Origin of the sequence: Amycolatopsis sp. 3B14, assembly GCF_050958625.1 — a bacterium.
GTDB lineage: Bacteria > Actinomycetota > Actinomycetes > Mycobacteriales > Pseudonocardiaceae > Amycolatopsis_E > Amycolatopsis_E thermoflava.
This window is the reverse complement of record NZ_JBHZEN010000055.1, coordinates 110920-125754: the sequence shown is the minus strand read 5'-3', so window position 1 is coordinate 125754 and position 14835 is coordinate 110920. Positions and strand designations below refer to the sequence as shown.

General features: G+C 73.7%; 13 protein-coding genes and 1 pseudogene. 10 read left to right on the top strand and 4 right to left on the bottom strand.

What is annotated here, in order from left to right:
• The first annotated feature begins 2 nt into the window (after positions 1-2).
• Positions 3-608, top strand: coding sequence for a cysteine hydrolase family protein (locus ACCP09_RS28760; RefSeq protein WP_433751725.1), 606 nt, complete (start codon positions 3-5; stop codon positions 606-608).
• On the opposite strand, the gene ACCP09_RS28755 is transcribed toward ACCP09_RS28760, so the two are convergent.
• Together ACCP09_RS28755 and ACCP09_RS28750 are read right to left on the bottom strand one after the other, a co-directional pair.
• Entirely contained in the window at positions 594-1274 is a 681-nt protein-coding gene (locus ACCP09_RS28755) for a FadR/GntR family transcriptional regulator (RefSeq protein ID WP_027929802.1), read from the bottom strand. The two genes, ACCP09_RS28760 and ACCP09_RS28755, sit on opposite strands and share 15 nt — an antisense overlap.
• Positions 1275-1362: 88 nt before the next feature.
• Positions 1363-1599 (bottom strand): annotated as a pseudogene (locus tag ACCP09_RS28750) (DUF1990 family protein); the annotation flags it as partial.
• Positions 1600-1655: 56 nt separating this feature from the next.
• Here ACCP09_RS28750 and ACCP09_RS28745 point away from each other — a divergent pair.
• From ACCP09_RS28745 to ACCP09_RS28735, 3 genes are all read left to right on the top strand, one after another.
• Complete coding sequence (locus tag ACCP09_RS28745) at positions 1656-5078, top strand: BTAD domain-containing putative transcriptional regulator (protein WP_433751723.1); 3423 nt, start codon at positions 1656-1658, stop codon at positions 5076-5078.
• 79 nt (positions 5079-5157) lie between these two features.
• Positions 5158-6327 (top strand): MFS transporter, encoded by a 1170-nt coding sequence (locus tag ACCP09_RS28740; RefSeq protein WP_433751721.1) that lies wholly within the window; start codon positions 5158-5160, stop codon positions 6325-6327.
• Entirely contained in the window at positions 6327-8207 is a 1881-nt protein-coding gene (locus ACCP09_RS28735; RefSeq protein WP_433751719.1) for an FAD-dependent monooxygenase, read from the top strand. Before ACCP09_RS28740 ends, ACCP09_RS28735 begins: the two co-directional genes overlap by 1 nt.
• On the opposite strand, the gene ACCP09_RS28730 is transcribed toward ACCP09_RS28735, so the two are convergent.
• Positions 8204-8539 carry a hypothetical protein gene (locus ACCP09_RS28730; RefSeq protein ID WP_123686829.1) on the bottom strand — a complete coding sequence of 112 codons (336 nt, stop codon included), beginning with the start codon at positions 8537-8539 and terminating at the stop codon, positions 8204-8206. The genes ACCP09_RS28735 and ACCP09_RS28730 overlap by 4 nt on opposite strands.
• A 190-nt stretch (positions 8540-8729) precedes the next feature.
• On the opposite strand from ACCP09_RS28730, the gene ACCP09_RS28725 reads away from it, so the two are divergent.
• The 6 genes from ACCP09_RS28725 to ACCP09_RS28700 all read left to right on the top strand — a co-directional run bounded on the left by ACCP09_RS28725 (position 8730) and on the right by ACCP09_RS28700 (position 13670).
• Positions 8730-9119, top strand: coding sequence for a VOC family protein (locus tag ACCP09_RS28725; protein ID WP_433751717.1), 390 nt, complete (start codon positions 8730-8732; stop codon positions 9117-9119).
• A 242-nt stretch (positions 9120-9361) separates the two neighbouring features.
• Positions 9362-10264: an NAD(P)-dependent oxidoreductase gene (locus ACCP09_RS28720; protein WP_433751715.1), complete on the top strand. Its 903-nt coding sequence runs from the start codon at positions 9362-9364 to the stop codon at positions 10262-10264.
• Positions 10261-11298: a D-alanine--(R)-lactate ligase gene (gene vanA / locus ACCP09_RS28715; protein WP_433751713.1), complete on the top strand. Its 1038-nt coding sequence runs from the start codon at positions 10261-10263 to the stop codon at positions 11296-11298. Before ACCP09_RS28720 ends, vanA begins: the two co-directional genes overlap by 4 nt.
• Entirely contained in the window at positions 11295-11903 is a 609-nt protein-coding gene (vanX, locus tag ACCP09_RS28710; RefSeq protein WP_433751711.1) for a D-Ala-D-Ala dipeptidase VanX, read from the top strand. Before vanA ends, vanX begins: the two co-directional genes overlap by 4 nt.
• A gap of 58 nt (positions 11904-11961) precedes the next feature.
• Complete coding sequence (locus ACCP09_RS28705; protein ID WP_433751709.1) at positions 11962-12537, top strand: hypothetical protein; 576 nt, start codon at positions 11962-11964, stop codon at positions 12535-12537.
• The gene (locus ACCP09_RS28700) at positions 12534-13670 is read left to right on the top strand and encodes a UDP-N-acetylglucosamine--N-acetylmuramyl-(pentapeptide) pyrophosphoryl-undecaprenol N-acetylglucosamine transferase (protein WP_433751707.1); all 1137 of its coding nucleotides are present in this window, start codon (positions 12534-12536) and stop codon (positions 13668-13670) included. Before ACCP09_RS28705 ends, ACCP09_RS28700 begins: the two co-directional genes overlap by 4 nt.
• On the opposite strand, the gene ACCP09_RS28695 is transcribed toward ACCP09_RS28700, so the two are convergent.
• On the bottom strand, positions 13641-14723 hold the full coding sequence (locus ACCP09_RS28695; RefSeq protein ID WP_433751828.1) for a sensor histidine kinase: 1083 nt from the start codon (positions 14721-14723) through the stop codon (positions 13641-13643). The genes ACCP09_RS28700 and ACCP09_RS28695 overlap by 30 nt on opposite strands.
• Positions 14724-14835: the final 112 nt, after the last annotated feature.

Sequence of the window (14835 nt, the reverse complement as noted above, 5' to 3'; positions counted from 1 at the left end):
CCATGGACGATCACACGCGACCGGAGTTCTCCCGCAGCGCCTTGCTGACCATCGACCTGCAACGCGATTTCCTGGACATCCCGGGCACCCGCGCGGTGCTGCCGGCCGTGCGGCGGCTGACCGCGGCGTTCCGCGCGGCGGGGCGGCCGGTCGTGCACATCGTGCGCCTCTACCTGCCCGACGGCAGCAACGCCGACCTGTGCCGGCGCGCATCCGCGGCCCGGGGCGCGGTGCCGGGGTCGGCGGGTTCGCAGCTCGCGGACGGCCTCGGTGGGGAGCTGGACCACGAGCGGCTGCTGGCGGGGCAGTTCCAGGAGTTCGGGCCGGGGGAGCACGTGATGTACAAGCCGCGGTGGAGCGCCTTCTACGGCACGCGGCTGCGCGAGCACCTGCGTACCGCTGGTGTGACGACCGTCGTGGTGGCCGGCTGCAACTACCCGAACTGCCCGCGCTCGACGCTCGTCGACGCGACCGAGCGGGACTTCCGCACGGTCGCAGTGCGCGACGCGATCTCCGGCTGGGCCGGGGCTGCCGACCGTGAGCTGGCCGGGATGGGCATCGCGTGCCTGCCCGCCGCGGACGTGCTGGCCGGATTAGGCGACAGTTGAGCCGAGGCCGCGGAGGACGGGGTCGAGGTTGGCGACCGTGGCCGCGACGGCCGCGTCGGGGTCGCCGCGTTCGAGGGCGTCCAGGAGGTCGGCGTGGGCGGCGGAGGAGTCCGGCAGTTGCGTCTCGTGGCGGACCAGGTCGGTGAGGATCTCCCGCAGCACCGGCTCGGCGGCGGTGAACAGGGTCAGCAGGAGCGCGTTGCCGGACAGCTCCACGACGGCGCGGTGGAAGGCGAGGTCGGCGTCGACGAACACCGCCGGGTCCCCGCCGCGCTCGTCCTGCCGTTTCCGCAGGTCCGCGCGCAGGCGCTCGACGTCCTCCGGCCGGACCCGCTGCGCCGCGAGCCGTGCTGCCTCGACCTCCAGCGCGCGGCGCACCTCGTACACCTCCAGCACCCGCGCGCGCCGCACCAGCCGGCGCACGTCGCTGGTGTCGGACGTCCCGGCGGCGACGAAGGTGCCGGAGCCGTGCCGGACGTCCAGGAGCCCGTCCTGCGCGAGCAGGCGCACCGCCTCCCGCACCGAGGACCGCCCCACCCCGAACTCGGCGGCGAGCTGGACCTCGTTGGGCAGCCGGTCGCCGGGACGCCAGTCGCCGCGCTGGATGCGCTGCCGCAGGAGGCTCGCCACCTGGGGCACGACCGGTCCACGGCGCAGCTCCGTCATGCGCGCACGGTAGCACCGCAGACGTCTGAGGACTCAGCCGTGGAAGGCGTGGAGGTACCGCCTGGCCATCCAGCCCCGGCCCGAGCCCTAGGCGGACCAGCGCGACGACACCTTCGGCCACGGTTTCGCCGGTGGCCTGGACCCGCGGCCCGGCCCTGCGCTGGACACCCCAGGCGAGCAGAACCCCGGCCGCTTCCTCGAACCGGTCGCGACCCCGGCCGTTCACGGCCCGCCGCCGCAAGTGGCGGTACCCCGCGGGCAGCTCGCCCCGGGTGCGCCCCACCTCGCCGTAGGTGAACGCCGCTTCCCGCAGACCGTCCAGCATCACCTCATCCAGCCGCACCCCTCCCGGAGCACCGTCCCGCGACGTAGTTTGCTCTGATGACGCCCCGAACCAGCGCGGCGGTCACCTCCGGTGACACCTCCTCACCGGCGGCCCTGCGGTTCGGGATCCTCGGCCCGCTCGACGTCGCCGCCGGTGGCGTGTCCCTCGCGCTCGGCGGGCCGAAACAGCGGGAGCTGCTGGCCGTCCTGCTGCTCCACCTCAACCAGTTCGTCCCGCCGGGCCGTCTCGCCGAGGCGCTGTGGGGCGCGGCGCCACCGGCCGGAGCCGAAGTCACCCTCCGCACCCACGTCTCGCACCTGCGCCGCCGCCTCGCCGAAGCCGGGGCGTCCGGCGCGCTGGCCACCCGCCGCTCCGGCTACGGCCTGCTCGCCGACCCCGCCCAGCTCGACGCGGCGCGCTTCGAACAACTCGTCGGGCTCGGGCGGGAAGCACTCGGCCTCGGCGACGCGCCCCGGGCCGCCACGCTGCTGCGGCAGGCGCTCGACCTGTGGCGCGGCCCGGTGCTCGAGGACCTCCACGCGCCGTTGTTCGCCGAGGCCGAGACCGCCCGCCTGGACGAGCTCCGCCTGGTCGCCACCGAAAGCCGCATCGAAGCCGACCTCGCCCTGGGCCGGCACGCCGAGGCCGTGCCCGAACTGGAACGCCTGGTCGCCGCACACCCGTTCCGCGAACGCCTCACCGGCCAGCTGATGCTCGCCCTCTACCGCACCGGGCGGCAGGTCGACGCCCTCGACGTGGCCGCCCGCGCCCGGCGGCGCCTCGCCGACGAACTCGGGCTCGACCCCGGCCCCGCGCTGGCCGGCCTGGAAACCAGGATCCTCCGCCACGACCCGGCACTGCTGCCCGCACCGCGCCTGGTCTCGCCCACCGGCGCCCCGGCGCCCCGCGTCCAGCCACCGCCGGATGCCCTGTTCACGGTCGTGCGGCGCGTCCCGATGGCCGGCCGCGCCGCCGAACTGGCCCACCTGCGCAGCCTGTGGCACGACGTCCGCGACGGCGGCCGCCGCGTCGCGCTCGTCTCCGGTGAAGGCGGGGTGGGCAAGACCCGGCTTGTCTCCGAATTCGCCCACGAAGCCGCCGCCGACGCGCACGTCCTCGTCGGGCGCTGCGATCCCGCGGCCATGCTGCCGTACCACCCGATCGCCTCGGCCTTCCGCGCCAGCGCCGAGGTTGACGCCTGCCTCGACCTCGCCCCGCCCGCCCTGCGGGCCCGCCTCACCCCGCTGCTGTCCCGCCCCGCCGACACCACCCCCGGGCCCGACGACCGGCGCGCCCTGTTCGAGGCCGCCACCTGGGTGCTCACCCGCCTCGCCGACACCGCGCCCGTCGCGCTCGTCGTCGAGGAGGCCGAACGCCTCGACCGCGCCAGCTCGCTGCTGCTGCGCCACCTCGTCGAGCACCTGCCCGCCCGGGTGTTGCTGGTCGTCTGCTTCCGCGACCCGCCCGGCGGGCACCACCCGCCGCTGCTCGACCTGATCGCCGCCACCGAAGGCCTCGCCGACCGCCTCACCCTCGGCCCGCTCACCGAAACCGAACTCGCCGCGCTGGTCACCGCCGTCGCCGGCGACGTGCCCGCGGGGTTCGTGCCGCGGCTCTGGCGTGCCACCGGCGGCAACCCGTTCTACGCCGCCGAGGTGGCCCGCGACCGCAGGACCCGCGAGGACTGGCAAGGCGGCCAGGTGCCCGCCGGCGTGCGCGATGTCGTCCGGCACCGGCTGCGCACCCTGCCCGAACGCGCCCAGCACGTGGTGCGCTGCGCCGCCGTCCTCGGCCCGGAGGCCGGGTACGAACTGCTCGCCCGCCTCGCCGACCAGCCCGAAGAACAGCTCATCGACGCGCTCGAGGCCGCCGTCGCCGCCGGGTTCCTCGTCGAAGCAGGCCGGTCGTGGCAGGTCGCCTACGCGTTCCCGCACGACCTGCTGCGCGACGCCGTGCACGCCGACCTGCCCGTCCCGCGCCGGCAGCGCCTGCACCTGCGCGCCGCCCAGCTCCTGCGGGACCGCCCGGCCGAGACCGCGTCCGCCGCCGTGCATCTGCGCGCCGCGGGACCGGCCGCCGACCCGCTCGACGCGGCCGAGCTGAGCCTGGCCGCCGCCGGCGACGCGCAGCGGATGTACGCGTGGGACGAAGCCATCGCCCACGCCGAAGCCGCCGTCGCGATCCTCGACCAGGCCGGCGCCCCCGCGCCCACCCGCGCCGACGCGGCGGTGCGCACCGCGATCCTGCGGCTGCGGGCCAGCACCGGATTCCCGGAAGCGGTGCGGCTGCTCGAACACGCCCTGGAGCTCTACCGCGGCAACGACGAGGCGGTCGCGACCGTCCACGCGCGACTCGGCGGCGCGCTGTGCACGCACCACTCGATCATGGACATCCCGCGCGCCCTCGACCACTTCGCCGCCGCCCGGCGCGTCCTGCCCGACGGCCGCGCGGGCTTCCACCTGCACCGCGGCCGCGCCCAGGCCGCCATGTACGGGCTGCGCACCGCCACGCTCGGCGCCGCCGCCGACCAGGCCCGCGAACTGGCGGCCCGGCTGGGCAGGCGCGACCTCACCGTCCTGGCGTCCTGGGCCGCCGCGTGGTTCCGCTTCAACCGGGGCGAGCTGGCCGCGGCCGCCGCGATCGAGGAGGATATGTGGGCCCGCGTGCAGGACCTCGGCGACCCCTACGTCGGCTGGGGCCCGGTCAACATGGCCGCCCTGACCGCCACCGAGTACCTGCTCGACCCCGTGGCCGGCCGTCGCTGGTGCCGTCGCGGCCTGTCGCAGGCCCGGTTCGACACGCTCGGCTACCCGCACGACGCCGTCGCCGACCAGCTCGTCCTCGCCCTGGCACTGGCCGGTGACCCCGACGCCGCCCGCCGCGCCGCCGGACCGCTGCCCGCCGACGCGGTCAGCAGGCGGCTCCTGCTGCTCCTCGACGGCGACTGGGAAGCCGCCGAACACGCCTGGTCGCAGGCGCGGGCAGCCGACGAAGCGGCAGGCGACCTGCACGACGCCGCCTTCCACGCCCGCTGGCTGGCCACCACCCGCACCCTCCTCGGCGACACCGGCGGCGCCGTCACGGCCCTGCGGCAGGCGCTGGACCTCGCCGTCGCCGGACCCCAGGTGCCGACCGAGCTGATCGCCCGCGCCGAGCTGGCCCGCCTGCTCGCGGCCACCGATCCCGGCGAAGCAGCCCGGCACCTCGCCCGCTGCGACGAGATCCTCGCCGGCGGCGAGGACTGGCGCGGCCGCGCCGGCACCGTCGCGCTCGCCCGCGCCGCCGTCACCGGTGACGACACCGCGTACGAGACCGCGCTGCGGCTGTTCGCCGGCCTGCCGTGGCACCGCGCGGACGTCCTGCGCGCCTGGGCCGCCGCACTCGCCACGACCGGCCGCCGGGCGGAAGCGGGGGAGAAGCTCGCCGCCGCCCGGCGGATCCACGACGAGATCGGCGCGCACCCGCGCTGGCGCCGCTGACTCGACACGCGTTCCACAGAACTTCAACAACCACGGAGGAACGTCAGCCTCACCTGCTCGAACAAGAAGGTGAGATCAGATGCCACTACTGCCACGACCACCAACCGGACCCGTCGCCACCAGCGCGACCCTCTTCGCATGCCTGTTCGCCGTGCAGGCCAGCCTGCTGGCCCTCACGCCCATCCTCACCCCGGTGGCCCAGGACCTCGGCGTCCCGGACACCGCGGCGGGCCTGCTGCGCGCCGTGTCCGGAGCCGCCGCCGCGGCCGTCGCGATCGCGCTCGTCGCCACCCGCCGACGCCGCCGGCTGCGGGAACTCCTCATCGCCGGCCTGACGCTGCTCGCCGGCTCCGCGCTCGCCAGCGCCGTCGCCCCGACCTACCTCGTTCTGGCCGCCGCGCAGGTCGCGCTCGGCGCCGGCGTCGCGATCGTCCTGGCAAGCGGCATGGCCGCGGCCGCGCGCTGGGCCCCACCGGGCCGTCGCGCGCAGGTCCTCTCCTGGGCACTGGTCGGCCAGCCGAGCGCGTGGATCGCCGGCATGCCGGTCATCGGGATCCTCGGCCAGCAGAACTGGCGGCTCGCCTGGCTGGTGCCGATGACCGCGAGCCTGCTCGCCCTCGCCGGCACCATCCGCCGCGAAACCGGCGTGCCCGAACCCGAACCACACCCGGCCCGCGCGCTCGTCCGCCGCCCCGGCGCGGCCCGCTGGGCCCTCGGCGAGCTGCTGGCCTACGGCGGCTGGGCCGGGGTGCTCGTCTACTGCGGCAGCCTCCTGACCGGCGCCCACGGTGTGTCCGTCGCCGTCGCCGGCCTCGCCCTGGGCGGGGGAGCCGCGGGCTTCGTGGTGGGCACCATGCTGGCCCGCCGCTGGGTCGACCGCGCCGCCCGGCCGCTGCTGCTCGCGGTCGGACCGGCCCTGGCGGTCATGACACTGGTGTTCGGCGCGCTCCGGCTGTCCTTCGCGTTCTCCGTCGCCGCGTTCGCCCTGGTCGCGCTGCTGTCCGGCGCCCGGGTGATCGCGGGCAGCGCCGTCGGGCTGGACCTCGACGGCGTCGGCCCGTTGCAGTCGATGAGCCTGCGCGCGACCTCGGTGCAACTGGGCTACCTGGCCGGATCGGTGCTGGGCGGCGCCGGTCTCGCCGTCGCCGGCTGGACCGGGCTCGGGGTCGTGCTCGCCGCACTGACCCTGGCCTCGACCGCGACCGTCGCACGGCGACCGGTTTCGCGACTGGTGAAGGCAGGTGCCTGATGTACGACGCCATCGTGGTCGGCGCCCGCTGCGCCGGGTCGACCCTCGCCACGCTGCTGGCCCGCCAGGGCAAGCACGTGCTGGTGGTCGAACGGGACCGGTTCCCCAGTGACACCGTCTCCACCCACATGATGTTCCCCGACACCCTCGACCGCCTGCAGGCCCTCGGCGTCCTGCCCCGCCTGCTGGCCACGCACGACATCCCGTTCGTGCACTTCAGCTGGCGCGTCCTCGGCCACGAGGTGGCCGGCGACTTCACCCCGGTCGGCCGCTTCGAGCGCGGCGCCTCCATCCGGCGCATCACGCTGGACGCCGCGATCGCCGACACCGCCCGCGACGCCGGCGCCGAAATCCGGTACGGCACCGCCATCACCGGCCTGATCGGCGCCGGCACCGACGACGACCCCGTCCGCGGCGTGGTCCTCGGCACCGGCGAGCGCGTCGAGGCGCCCTGGGTGTTCGGCGCCGACGGGCGGATGTCCACCGTGGCCCGGCGCCTCGGCCTGCCCACCACCCACGAACTGCGCGGCGACATGGCCTTCCTCCTGGCCTACTGGCGTGGCCTGCCGCCGTCCGAGTGGTGCCACATCGACCTGCACGACCACGCCGCGCTGATGTCCGTGCCGAACGAGGACGGCATCCACCTCCTCTCGCTCGCCGGGCCCCCCGAGACGACCCGCGGCTCCGCCGACGTCCGCGAGGCCCGCTACCGGGACGGGCTGCGGCAGTTCCCGGCCGTGCTCAACCCGCGCCTGCTCGACCGCGCCGAACGCGTGTCGCCGCTGGTCGTGGTGCCGGAAACGATGATGCGCGGCCACTACCGCCAGGCCGCGGGCCCCGGCTGGGCGCTGCTCGGCGACGCCGGGCACTTCAAGCACCCGTCCACCGCGCAGGGCATCGGCGACGCCGTGCACCAGGCCTGGTACCTCGCTGCGGCCCTGGCCGATGGGTCCGGCCTGTCCGGGTACGGCGCGTGGCGCGACGAGCGGGCCGCCGAACACTACGAGTGGTCCTTCCGGCTGGCCCGGTTCTCCTCGCCCGGCGCGAACGCGCACTACGCCGGACTCGCCGCCGATCCCGTGGCGGCGCAAGGGTTCCTGGACACCTTCACCAAGCGGGTCCGGCCCTCCGTGGTGCACACCCCGGCCCGGATCGCGCGGTGGAAGGCCGCGTGGGCCTACCAGGACGGGCTCCGCCGGGTGCGCGCGCTGGTCGAGGACCGGCCCGGCGCCCTGGCCGCGCCGGTGCCCGCCTGTCCGGAGTGGACCGTACGGGACCTGCTGGCGCACCTCACCGGTGTCGCGGAGGAAACCGTGCGGGGCACGCACTTCCCGGAAGCCGCCGACGCCTGGACCGACCCCGGGCTGGCCGCGGCTCGTGACCGCTGGACAGCCGACCAGGTGGCCCGCCGCGCCCACCTCGACCCCGCGGCGCTGCTGCGCGAGTTCGACGACCACGGCGCGCGCCTGGTGGCCGCACTGCGCCGCGGCGAGGCGCCGGACGGTCCGCCGTGGATGCTGACCTCCCCGGTCGCCGACCTCGCCGTGCACCTGGAAGACCTGCGCGAGGCCCTCGGCGCGGCGCGCGACCCGGCGGCGCCGGTCACCCGGCTCGGGTTCGCGGTCTTCCGGAACTGGCTGCACACCCGCCTCGTGCGGCGGGGCCTGCCGGCGCTGCACCTCACCGACGGCGACGAGGAGTGGGTGCTGGGGGAGGGCGAGCCGGCCGCGACCCTGACCGCGTCGCGGGCCGAGCTGTTCGCGGTGATCAGCGGCCGCCGCAGCGAAGCCCGGATCCGCGCGCTCGGGTGGGACGCCGAGCCGTACCTGCCGGTGATCTCGCCGTATCCGCTGCCCGTGGATCAGGTGCCGGTCGGTTAGGCGCGGGGGAGGTGCGTGCTGTGCGCGTCGAAGGCGCAGCGCAGTTGCCGCTCGGTCAGCAGGAACAGGAACGGCCGCCCCGCGCACTGCTCGCACACCGTCGCGCACGCCACGTCGTACCCGCCGCCGGGGCGGCTGAACATCGACGTCGCCACCCGCAGGCCCGCGGTCGCGCCGCAGCCGTCGCACGTGGGGGCGATCGGGCAGTCGCTGTGGTCCTTGAGGGACTCGCGCGGCGGGTCGAAGGCGAGGTTGTCCAGGTCGTCCTCGTCCTGCCAGACCGGGTGCTGGTCGAGGAGACGCCGCCAGCGGCTCTGCAGCTTCATCGCCATCCCACGGTCCTTTCGCGTCGTCGCTCCGGTACCCATGCTCGGCCGCCGGAAGATCGACAGCGCCTGCGACACCCGTCCGTGCCGGCACAACGACCTGACCGGGTGACGCGTGGGACCAAATCCTCTGTCCGCCGCCGGGCAGCCGGGCCTAGCGTCGATGGCCCGGTTCGAGCCAAGGCAGGAGGCTTCGATGAGCGGCAGGATCGTCCACTTCGAGATCCCCTTCGACGACGGCGAGCGAGCCCGCGGCTTCTACCGCGAGGCGTTCGGCTGGAACGTCACCGAGATGCCCGAGATGAACTACACCAGCGTGGCCACCGGCCCCACCTCCGAGCAGGGCATGCCGAGCGAGCCCGGTTTCATCAACGGCGGCATGTTCGCGCGCGCGGAGTCCGCGCCCAAGAACCCGGTGATCACCATCGACGTGGCGAGCATCGACGAGACGCTGCAGAAGATCGAGCAGCTCGGCGGTTCCAAGGTGGTCGGGCGCACCGAGATCCCGGGCATGGGGTTCTACGCGTACTTCACCGACAGCGAGGGCAACGTCGTGGGCCTGTGGGAGAACATGCCGCAGAGCTGACCAGACGGTTACGAAGCCGGCGGTGAAACGGCCGCGCGCCCGCTCACCGCCGGATATCGTCCGCATATCGAAAACCGCATACGCACCGGCAACACCGCGTCGTCTTGACTCGCCGCATGGCTTCCAGCGAATTGGGTTTGAGACGCGGCGAGACGCGCGCGGGAACGGAGCCTCGGCCATCCCACCGGGCCGGGCTCACGGCGTTCGGCTGCAGCCGGGACGAAGCCGCCGCGTTCCGGGACATGGGCGCCCGCCTCGGAATGCCCGTGACCCCGGTCGAGGCGGCCGTCTGCGCGGCCAACGCCGAACTGGCGCGCGGCCACCGGTGCGTCAGCGTCAGCCACAAGACCCGGATCACCGGCGCCACCCTGCTGGCACTCAGCCGGGCCGGCGTGGAGTACATCTGCACCCGGAGCATCGGCTTCGACCACATCGACCTGCGCTGCGCCGAACGTCTCGGCATGTCGGTCGGCAACGTCGCCTACTCGCCGGACAGCGTCGCCGACTACACCCTGATGTTGATGCTGATGGCCGTGCGCCACGCCAAGACCACCATCCACCGCACCGACTCGTTCGACTACCGGCTCAGCGAAACGCGCGGCAAAGAACTACGCGACCTGACCGTCGGCGTGATCGGCACCGGGCGCATCGGCGCGGCCGTCATCGACCGCCTGCGCGGTTTCGGCTGCCGCGTGCTCGCCCACGACACGCACCCTCGCGCCTCCGCGACCTACGTTCCGCTCGACGACCTGATCGAACGCAGCGACATCGTCACGCTGCACACCCCGCTCACCGCGGAGACACACCACCTCCTCGACCGCAGGCGCATCGAGCGGATGAAACCCGGCGCGTACGTCGTCAACACCGGCCGCGGACCGCTTCTCGACACCGCGGCCCTGTTGTCCGCACTGGAGAACGGCCAGCTGGGCGGAGCGGCGCTGGACGTCGTCGAAGGCGAGGAGGGGATCTTCTACGCCGACTGCCGCGGCAAGCACATCGGCAACGAGGCCCTGGCGCGCCTCCAGCGGTTGCCGAACGTGCTGATCAGCCCGCACTCCGCCTACCACACCGAGCGGGCCCTGCACGACATCGTCGAGAACACCCTCCTCAACTGCCTGAACTTCGAAAGCGGGACCACAGCATGACCAGGTTGAAGCTCGGGATCATCTTCGGCGGCGCCGGTGAAGAACACCCGGTTTCCGTCAAGTCCGCGCGCGAGGTCGCCAAGCACCTCGACCCCGGCAAGTACGAACCGTTCTGGATCGGCATCACGACCGACGGCGAGTGGAAACTCTGCGACGGTCCCGGCGAGGGCTGGGAAACCGGCAACACCCGCCCGGCCGCGCTGTCACCGGACCGCGGCGTGCACGGCCTGCTGGTGATGGAACAGGGGAGCTACGAAACCGTGCGCCTCGACATGGTTTTCCCGGTGCTGCACGGCAAACTCGGCGAGGACGGCGCCATCCAAGGGCTGCTGGAACTCGCCGGCGTCCCCTACGTCGGCTGCGGCATCCAGGGCTCGGCCGTGTGCATGGACAAGTCCCTTGCCTACACCGTCGCCGCGAACGCGGGCATCACCACGCCGAGGTTCTGGATCGTCACGGAGGACGACAAGGTCGACCCCGGCAGCCTTCCTTATCCGGTCTTCGTGAAGCCGGCCCGATCGGGCTCGTCGTTCGGCGTCAGCAAGGTCACCGGAGCGGACGAACTGCCGGCCGCGCTGGAGGACGCACGACAGTACGACGCGAAGGTCCTGATCGAGGAGGCCGTCGCCGGCGACGAGATCGGCTGCGCGGTCCTGGAGGAACCGTCCGGCCTGGTCGTGGGCGAGGTGGACCGCGTCGACCTCACCCACGGGTTCTTCCGGATCCACCAGGAGGACTCGCCCGAGACCGGATCGGAGAACGCCACCTTCATCGTCCCCGCCGACATCCCCGACGCCTCCCGCACCCTCGTCCAGGAGACCGCCAAGACCATCTACCGCACCCTCGGCTGCACCGGGCTGGCCCGCGTGGACGTGTTCCTCACCGCGGACGGCCAGGTGGTCCTCAACGAGGTCAACACCATGCCCGGCATGACCTCCTACAGCCGCTACCCGCGGATGATGAACGCCGCGGGACTCCCGCTCGCCGACGTGATCGACCGGCTCGTCTCGGCGACCCTGCGGATGAGGCGATGAACGACGACTTCGCCTACGTCGACGAGCTCGTACCCGGCATCCACTGGGACGCCAAGTACGCCACCTGGGACAACTTCACCGGCAAACCGGTCGACGGCTACCTCGCGAACCGCATCGTCGGCACCCGGGCACTGTGCGCGGCCCTCGAACAAGCACGCGACAAGGCGGCCTCCCTCGGCTTCGGACTGCTGCTCTGGGACGGATACCGCCCCCAGCGCGCCGTCGACCGCTTCCTCCGCTGGTCCGGACAACCGGAGGACGGCCGCACCAAAGCGCGGCACTACCCGAACATCGACCGGGCCGACATGGTCGAGAAGGGGTACGTGGCCGCCAAGTCGGGCCACACCCGGGGCAGCACCGTCGACCTGACGCTCTACCACCTGGCCACCGGTGAGCTCGCCGCCATGGGTGGCCGGCACGACCTCATGGACCCGGTCTCACGCCACCGCGCCACGGAAATCGCGCCGGCCGAGTTCCAGAACCGCGAGCACCTCCGGTCGATCATGGAGGACTGCGGGTTCGACCGGTACGACCGCGAGTGGTGGCACTACACGCTGAGGAACGAGCCCTTTCCCGATGTCTACTTCGATTTCCCCATCACCTGACGTCCTTCTCCCGTGCGTCTCGCAGTGGGGACGTCTGGAACGCAACGACGACGTCGTGATGCGCCGGACCACCCCGTCGGGCCTGGAGGTCTTCCTGCCGCACACCGACCGGGACGACTGGGCGGCCCACGGGTACCGCTCACGCGAGGAGTACCTGTTCTGGTCCCGCAAGGTCTGCGGCCTGGCGTGCCTGCAGTCGCTGCTGCACGGCTGGACCGACGTCCGGCTCGCCATGGGCGAGCTCCTCGCGCAAGCTCTCGACTGGGGCTGCTACGTGGTCGAGCCCTCGGGCGCGGTCCAGGGACTGATCTACCGGCCGTTCATGGCCTGGGTCAACGCGCGGTTCGGATTCGACTGCCGGCTCGTCGAAAGCACCCCGATCCACGAGTCAAGCCGAGAGGTCCGGCCCGGCCAGGTCCTGATCGCCTCCGTGTCACCCGAGATCCGCGACCCGGCCACCCCCGAGCCGTGCCGGGGAGGCCACCTCGTCCTCGTGCACGCGGTCCACGGCGGGGTCGTGCGGTTCCACAACCCCTCGGGCTACACCCACAACTCGGACTCGGCGACCCTGCCCATGCGGGTGTTCCAGCGGTTCCACGCCGACCGCGGGATCCTGATCACGAGGCCGTCGTGACGGCGGCCGGAGCGGCGCCGCGCATTGTGGTCGCCGGCGGCCATTCCGCCGGGCACATCGAGCCCGCGATGAACCTCGCCGACGCGCTGCGCAGGCTGGAACCCACGGCCGAGATCACCGCGCTCGGGACCGTCCGCGGTCTGGACACGGCGCTGATCCCCGGGCGCGGCTACCCGCTGGAACTCATCCCGCCGGCGCCACTGCCACGCCGGCCAGACCGGGCGCTGCTGCGGATGCCCGCCACGCTGGCGGAATCGGTGCGAGCGGCCGGCGCGGTTCTCGACCGCACGCGCGCCGAGGTCGTGGTGGGCTTCGGCGGCTACGTCGCCCTGCCCGCCTGTCTCGCCGCCCGGCGGCGAGGCCTGCCGATCGTCGTGCACGAAGCGAACGCCAGCCCGGGCGTGGCGAACCGGCTGGCGGCCAGGATGACGACGCACGTGTTCACCGCCGCGCCAGGCGTCCGGCTGCCGCACGCGACCCCGATCGGGATTCCACTGCGTCCGGCGATCAGCGGACTCGACCGGGCCGCACTGCGGGCTGCCGCGCGGCGGCGGTTCGGGCTGCGGCCCGACGGTCCCGTGCTGCTCGTCACCGGTGGTTCGCAGGGCGCGGCGACGATCAACGCCGCGGTGTCCGGCGCGAGCGCGGCGTTGCGGGGGAGCGGGGTGCAGATCCTGCACATCTCCGGGCCGCGGCATCGGGTCGAGGTGCCCGAGGGCGACCCGCCGCACGTCGTCGTCCCCTACGTCGACGAGATGCGCTACGCCTACGCCGCGGCCGATTTCGCGCTCTGCCGCTCCGGGGCGATGACCTGCGCCGAACTGGCCGCCGTCGGACTGCCCGCCGCCTACGTCCCGCTGCCGCTGCGCGGCGGTGAGCAGCGGTCGAACGCCCAGCCGCTCGCCGCGGCCGGTGCGGCGCTGATCGTCGACGACGCCGAACTCGACCCGGCCTGGATCGAAACCACCCTGATCCCGGTTCTCACCGATCCCGGGCGCATCGCGGACATGGCGGCTCGCGCCTCCGCGGCCGGGGCACCGGCGGCGGACGTCGCCCTGGCCCGCCACGTGCTCGCCGTGGTCGCCGAGCGGCGAGCACTCGCCTCAGCTGTGGAGGACCGGCGCCGCTGGTAGCCGCACGGTGGCGCGGAGTCCGCCGCCGGGGCGGGGGCTGAGCGAGAGCGTGCCGTCGTGCGCCTGCGCGATGCTCTTGACGATCGTCAGGCCGAGGCCGACCCCCGCGTGATCGGTCCGGGTGCGCTCGGCGCCGCGCTGGAACGGCTCGGCGAGTGTCGAGACCAGCTGCGGGTCGAGCTTGTCGCCGGTGTTCTCCACGGTCAGCGTCACCGACCCCGGCGTGGAAGCGGTGCGGACCTGGACGGTGCCGCCGTCGGGGGAGTTGTGGACGATCGCGTTGTGCATGAGGTTGGTGGTCAGCTGCAGCAAGAGCGCGGGGGAGCCGATCGTGTGGGTGACTTCCCCGCAGGTCTCGATGGCGACGTCGTGCTTCTCGGCGAGCGGGAGGAGCATCTCGGTCGCTTCTTCCGCGACGAGGGACAGGTCGACGTCTTCGCGGGTGAAGGACCGCTGGTCGGTGCGGCTGAGCAGCAGCAGCGCCTCGGTCAGCTCGATCGCCCTGGCGTTGACGACGCGGAGACGTTCGTCGAGCTCGCTGTCCGGGCGGTCCGGATCGTTGCGGGCGAGATCGAGCAGCGTCTGCGTGATCGCGAGCGGGGTGCGCAGTTCGTGGGAGGCGTTGGCGGCGAACCGCCGCTGCTCGGCGACGTGCGCCTCGAGCCGGGCCAACATCCGGTCGAAGGCGTCGGCGAGTTCGCCGAACTCGTCGGAGCGGCCCTGCAACCCGATGCGGTGGGAGAGCGACCCCCGCGCGGCGGTGCGCGTCGCGTCGGTGATGCGGGACAGGGGAGCGAGCATGCGGCCCGCGAGGACCCAGCCGCCCACCAGGCCGAACACCAGCATGAACGCGAGCACCAGGATCGCGGCCGGGACGAACACCACCGGCCCGCGGTTGCCCGGGTTGAAGACCCGGGCGAAGTCGGCCGGCTCAGGAAACTGGATGCCGCCGGACCCCATCGGCAGGAACAGCCACACCGCCGTGAGGAGCAGGACACCCGCGATCATGAGGAACCCGGCGTAGCTGAGGGTCAGCTTGGCGCGGGCGCTCAGCCCTGCCCGCTTATTCACAGTCCCGGCCGCCTCGGTCGTCCAGCACACGCATGGCCTCGACGATAGGAGTGCACGCGTATCGCCGGCATATCGGTCAGGTGTTCGCGCGGCG

Excerpts from the sequence above, each read along its gene's own strand:
- ACCP09_RS28745 (WP_433751723.1), top strand. The coding sequence starts at position 1,656 with ATGACGCCCCGAACCAGCGCGGCGGTCACCTCCGGTGACACCTCCTCA.
- ACCP09_RS28755 (WP_027929802.1), bottom strand. The coding sequence starts at position 1,274 with ATGACGGAGCTGCGCCGTGGACCGGTCGTGCCCCAGGTGGCGAGCCTC.
- ACCP09_RS28760 (WP_433751725.1), top strand. The coding sequence starts at position 3 with ATGGACGATCACACGCGACCGGAGTTCTCCCGCAGCGCCTTGCTGACC.
- ACCP09_RS28735 (WP_433751719.1), top strand. The coding sequence starts at position 6,327 with ATGTACGACGCCATCGTGGTCGGCGCCCGCTGCGCCGGGTCGACCCTC.
- ACCP09_RS28705 (WP_433751709.1), top strand. The coding sequence starts at position 11,962 with ATGCGCCGGACCACCCCGTCGGGCCTGGAGGTCTTCCTGCCGCACACC.
- ACCP09_RS28725 (WP_433751717.1), top strand. The coding sequence starts at position 8,730 with ATGAGCGGCAGGATCGTCCACTTCGAGATCCCCTTCGACGACGGCGAG.
- ACCP09_RS28720 (WP_433751715.1), top strand. The coding sequence starts at position 9,362 with ATGGGCGCCCGCCTCGGAATGCCCGTGACCCCGGTCGAGGCGGCCGTC.
- vanX (WP_433751711.1), top strand. The coding sequence starts at position 11,295 with ATGAACGACGACTTCGCCTACGTCGACGAGCTCGTACCCGGCATCCAC.
- ACCP09_RS28730 (WP_123686829.1), bottom strand. The coding sequence starts at position 8,539 with ATGGCGATGAAGCTGCAGAGCCGCTGGCGGCGTCTCCTCGACCAGCAC.
- vanA (WP_433751713.1), top strand. The coding sequence starts at position 10,261 with ATGACCAGGTTGAAGCTCGGGATCATCTTCGGCGGCGCCGGTGAAGAA.
- ACCP09_RS28740 (WP_433751721.1), top strand. The coding sequence starts at position 5,158 with ATGCCACTACTGCCACGACCACCAACCGGACCCGTCGCCACCAGCGCG.